This window comes from Streptomyces sp. NRRL F-5630 (genome assembly GCF_000719475.1).
Classification (GTDB): Bacteria; Actinomycetota; Actinomycetes; order Streptomycetales; family Streptomycetaceae; genus Streptomyces.
Genome location: NZ_JOGO01000137.1, coordinates 1 through 5,623 on the forward strand (window position 1 = coordinate 1; position 5,623 = coordinate 5,623).

At 74.4% G+C, this 5,623-nt stretch carries 2 protein-coding genes; both read right to left on the reverse strand.

Going from position 1 to position 5,623, the window contains the following annotated elements:
* Positions 1-4,764 (reverse strand): type I polyketide synthase (locus IF99_RS0129715; RefSeq protein WP_037828141.1); only part of this gene is annotated, 4,764 nt, incomplete at its 3' end.
* Between the two features lie 85 nt (positions 4,765-4,849).
* On the reverse strand, positions 4,850-5,623 hold a 774-nt coding region (locus IF99_RS35325), incomplete at its 5' end, for a phosphopantetheine-binding protein (RefSeq protein ID WP_234340916.1).

The following is a 5,623-nucleotide window of genomic DNA, read 5'->3' on the forward strand; positions in this document are numbered from 1 at the left end:
AGCCCCCAACCACCGGGCCAACTGCACCGCGGCCATCCCCACCCCACCCGCCGCCGCATGCACCAACACCGTCTCCCCCGACCGCACACCCGCCACATCAACCAACGCGTAAAACGCCGTCACAAACGCCACCGGAACCGACGCCGCCTCCACGAACGACCACCCCTCCGGGACCGGCACCACCACCCGCTCGTCCACCACGGTGAACGAGCCGAACCAGTCGCCTCCCAGGCCCATGACCCGGTCGCCGACGGCCACGCCCGTCACGCCGGAGCCGATCTCGGTGACCACGCCGGCGCCCTCACTGCCCATCCGCGCGTTCTCCGCGTCGGGGTAGGTGCCCAACGAGATCAGTACGTCACGGAAGTTGACACCGGCGGCCCGGACCTCGATCCGTACCTCGCGCTCACCGAGCGGCCGGGGCGCCGCCGTCGCGGGAACCGGGGTGACTCCGTCGAGCGCGGCTCCGGGAGCGGCCCGCAGTTGCCAGTCTCTGAAGGGGAGTTCGGGACTCTCCGGTACGGCGGTGAGGCGGGGGGCCAGGGTTTCGCCCCGCCGGAGTGCCAGTTGCGGTTCCCCGGTGCCGAGCGCTGCGGGGAGCGCTGCGAGCGAGGCCGGGTCGCGGTCGAGGTCGGCCAGGACGAACCGGCCGGGGTGCTCGGACTGAGCGGAGCGCACCAGGCCCCAGACAGGTGTGGCGGCGAGGTCCCGCACACCCTCGCCGGGTCCCGCGGCGACGGCCCCGTGGGTGAGCAGCACCAGCTTGGCGCCGGTGGCGGACAACGCCTCGTCGGCCAGCCAGGACTGCACGAGTGCCAGCGCCCGGCCGGCGGTGGCCACGGCCCTCCCCGCCGTGTCCTCCTCGGCGCCGTCCGGGGCCACCGGGTTCTGGTCCACGCACGCCAGCACATATCCCGGTGCCGGGCACCGTCCGTCGGCCAGCTGCGCGGCCAGTCCGGTCAGGCTGTCGTGGCGCGCTGCGATGCCTTCGAGGCCGTCAGCCGGGATCTCCGGGCCCACGCACGCGCATGTCGGTGCGGTGTCCGCGTCCGGCACCGGTACAGGGGTCCACCGCACTCGGAGCAAGGGGCCCGCCCCGTCTCCGAGCTTCGCGTCGGAGCCCTGGAGAGGGCGGGTCACGAGGGTCTCGACGGAGGCCACCGGCCGGCCCGAGTCGTCCGCCAGGAGCACCGACATGCCCCCGCCCGTGACCGGCGTGAGCCGTACGCGCAGACGCGTCGCCCCCGTGGCGTACAAGGACACACCGGTCCACAGGAAGGGCAGTTCGACGGGGGATGCAGCGGAGGGTTCGGCGCGGGCGCGGCCCTCTTCCGTCCGGGCCGGCCACGCGTGCAGGGCGGCGTCGAGCAGCGCCGGGTGCAGGCCGAACCCGTCGGTGCTCCGCCGCGCCTCCTCGGACAGGGCGACCTCGGCGTAGAGCGTGTCGCCCTGGCTCCAGACGGCACCGAGGCCGCGGAAGACCGGGCCGTAGGCGAGTCCGGCGGCGGCGAGACGCTCGTACAGCCCGGTTGTGTCGACCTGCCGGGCGCCGTCGGCCGGGGGCCAGGCGTCAAGGCCCGCGGGTTCACGGTCGTCGGCGGCGGCCGTGAGGGTGGCGCGGGCGTGCTGTGACCAGAGGCCGTCGGTGTCACCGATGTACACGCCGACGGCACGGCGGCCGTCGGCGTCCTCGGGACCGCCCACCGTGACCTGGACGCGCAGGGCGCCGCCGTCCGCGGGGAGCACGATCGGCTTTTCCATGCTGAGCTCTTCCAGCCGGTCGCAGCCGACGGCGTCCGCCGCGCGCAGCACGGTCTCGACGAGGGCGCTGCCCGGGACGACCGCCCGGCCCGCGACCGTGTGGTCGGCCAGCCACGGGTGGGTGCGCAGGGACCAGCGGCCGGTGAACAGGTAGCCGTCGCAGTCGGGAAGGGGCACGCCCGCGTCGAGCAGCGGGTGGCCGACGGCTTCCATGCCCGTGGCGGCGGCGTCGGCGGTGGCCGTCGTGGCGGAGTCGAGCCAGTGCCGGGTGCGCTGGAAGGCGTAGGTGGGCAGGTCGACGTGGGCGGCTCCGGTCGCGTCGAACACGCGGGACCAGTCCACCCGCACTCCGGCGACGTGGGCCTCGGCGAGGGACCTGAGCAGCCGGGGTTCGCCGGCGTCGCCGCGCCGCAGCGTCCCGACCGCCGCCACGTCGCTGCCGTGGTCCTCCGCCGTCCGCTCGACACCCGGGGTGAGCACCGGGTGCGGGCTGACCTCGACGAAGTGGCGGAACCCCGCGTCGAGCAAAGCGCGCACGGTGTCCTCGAAGCGGACCTGCGAGCGGAGGTTGCGGTACCAGTACGCGGCGTCCAGCGTGGTCGTGTCGGTCCTCTCCGCGGTCACGGAGGAGTAGAACGACACGTCGGAGGGATGGAGCGAGATCCCGGACGCCGCCTTCTCGACCTCGGCGCGGATCTCCTCCACGTGGACCGAGTGGGAGGCGTAGTCGACCGGGATGCGGCGGGTGCGCACGCCCTCGGCGTCGTACGCGGCGAGCAGGCCGTCGAGCGCGGCGGCGTCGCCGGAGACCACGAGGTGCTCGGGGCCGTTGACCGCGGCGACGGACAGGACGCCGTCGTAGGACGCGACGGCGCGGCGCACGTCGTCCGCGGGCGCGGTGACGGAGGCCATGCCGCCACGGCCGGCGAGTGCCGTCAGCGCCCGGCTGCGCAGCGCCACCACGCGCGCCCCGTCCTCCAGGCTCAACGCGCCCGCCACGACCGCGGCGGCGATCTCGCCCTGCGAGTGGCCGACGATCGCGGCCGGCCGGACGCCGTAGGACTCCCACACCGCGGCCAGCGACACCATGACCGCCCACAGCGCGGGCTGGACGACCTCCACGCGTTCCAGCGCCGCCTCGTCCCGCAGCGCGCGCAGCAGGGGGACGTCCAGGTGGGGTGCGAGCGCGACGGCGCACTCGTCCATGCGCCGCGCGAACACCGGTGACGCGTCGAGCAGTTCAACGGCCATACCGGTCCACTGGGAGCCCTGCCCCGGGAAGACGAAAACGGGGCCGATCCCGTCGTGGACCGTGCCGGAGACGAACTCGGCGGGTGCGGGTTCCTCGCCCGAGGCGTACTGCCGCAGCAGGTGCGCGGCGTCGCCGTCCTCCGGGGTGAGGAGGACGGCCCGGTGGTCGAAGGCCGTGCGGGTGGTGGCGAGGGTGTAGCCGATGTCGGTGGGCGTGTGACCGGGGTGCTGTTCGGCGTGGACGGCGAGCCGCGCGGACTGGTCGCGCAGGGCCGCGGCGGACTTGGCGGACAGGACCCAGGGCACGGTCGCCGGGGTCCGGGCGGACTGCTCCACGGGCGTCTCTTCGGTAGCCGGTGCCTCGTCGGTGGCCGGTGCCTCTTCGATGATGACGTGGGCGTTGGTGCCGCTGACGCCGAACGACGACACCCCGGCCCGGCGCGGCCGTTCGCCCCGGGGCCAGGGAATGGGCCGGGTGAGCAGCCGCAGGGTCCCGGTGGACCAGTCGACGTGCGGGGACGGCTCGTCGGCGTGGAGGGTGCGCGGCAGTTCCTGGTGGCGCAGGCCCAGTACGGTCTTCATGACGCCGGCGGCTCCGGCGGCGGCCTGGGTGTGCCCGACGTTCGACTTCACCGACCCCAGCCACAACGGCCGTTCGGGATCGCGCCCCTGCCCGTACGTCGCCTGCAGCGCCCCGGCCTCGATCGGGTCGCCCAGCTTGGTGCCGGTGCCGTGCGCCTCCACCACGTCCACCTCGGACGCGTCGAGCCCGGCGTCGGCCAGCGCCGCCCGGATGACCTGTTGTTGCGCGGGGCCGTTCGGGGCGGAGAGTCCGCTGCTGGCGCCATCCTGGTTGACCGCCGTACCGCGGACGACGGCGAGGACTCGGTGTCCGTCGCGGCGGGCGTCGGAGAGCCGTTCGAGGCAGAACATCCCGGCGCCCTCCGCGGGGCCGAAGCCGTCGGCGGCGGCGGAGAAGGGCTTGCACCGGCCGTCGGGGGCAAGGCCCCGCTGACGGCTGAACCCCATGAAGGTGCCGAGGGTGGGCATGACGGTCACACCGCCGGTGAGGGCGAGATCGCACTCGCCCTGACGGAGCGAACGCACGGCCAGGTGCAGGGCGACGAGGGACGACGAGCAGGCGGTGTCCACCGTGACGGCGGGACCCTGCAATCCGAGCGTGTAGGAGATGCGGCCGGACAGGACGCTGGTGGTCGTGCCGGTCATCAGGTGTCCCTCGATGCCGTCGGCGGCGTCCAGGGGCGGCCCGTAGTCGAGCGCGACGGCGCCGACGAAGACGCCTGCGGCACGGCCCTTGAGGGTGGCGGGGTCGATGCCCGCCCGCTCGACGGCTTCCCAGGACGCTTCGAGCAGGAGGCGCTGCTGGGGGTCCATCGCGTCGGCCTCACGCGGGGAGATGCCGAAGAATCCCGCGTCGAAGTCACCGGCGTCGTGCAGGAATCCGCCCTCCCGGACGTAGGTGCGTCCGGGGGCGTCCGGGTCGGGGTCGTAGAAGGCGTCGGTGTCCCAGCCCCGGTCGTCGGGGAAGGGAGTGATGGCGTCGACGCCGTCGCGGACGAGATGCCAGAGCTCCTCGGGGGTGGTGACGCCGCCGGGGAAGCGGCACGCCATGCCGACGACGGCGATCGGTTCGTGGGCCGCGGCCTCGATCGCGCGCAGCCGTCCCCGGGTGTCGTGCAGGTCGGCGGTCACCCGGCGCAGGTAGCCGAGGAGCTTGTCATCTTCCGGCATCAGGGCCTCACATGGTCGTGCCGCGGCGTCGTGGATCGGACGGCGCACACCTGGTCGCTGGGGGCCAAGGGTGGCGCCGTGGCCGTCAGTTCGGGCCGAATTCGCGGTCGATGAAGTCGAAGAGTTCGTCGGCGTCCGCCGACTCCAGGCGCCCGGCCACGCCGGGCGCCTTCGCCGCGGGGGCGGTCTCCGGAGCGCTGCGGGCGTGCGCCCGCCGCCCCGGCTCGGCGTCTCGGTCGGCGTCTCCGTCCACGGGCGCGCCCCCGGCCTCGGTCGGGGCCAGCTCCTGGTCGAGGTAGCGAGCGAGGCGGGTGGCGTCGGGATGGTCGAAGACCAGGGTGGCGGGCAGGGGCAGTCCGGTCTCCGTCTTGAGCCGGTTGCGCAGTTCGACCGCGGTGAGCGAGTCGATGCCGAGATCCAGGAAACCGCGTTCGACGGGAATCGCGGTGGCCGCGTCGTACCCCAGCACGGTGGCCGCGTGTTCCCTCACGGTGCGCAGGAGCAGCTGGTGCCGTTCGGCGTCGCCCAGTCCGGTGAGGCGCGCCGGCAGCGCGGGGCCGCCGGGCTCCGCGCCGCCCTCGACGGAAGCGACGGAGGCGACGGTGCGGCGCCGAAGAGACACGGAGGTGCGCGCGCGGTCGTCCCGCGCAGGGGGCCGGAGGGCGCCTTCGGCTCCGCCCTTGGCCAGGGTCCGGGGATCGAACCGCGCGGCCACGACCAGGCTGTCCGTCGATTGTTCGGCGGTGTCGAGGAGGCGCAGCCCGTCCTCGGTGGACATCGGCAGCACACCCATGCGCCGCATCCGCGCCAGATCCGCCCGCTCCAAACCACCCGTCATCACACTGCGCCGCTCCCACAA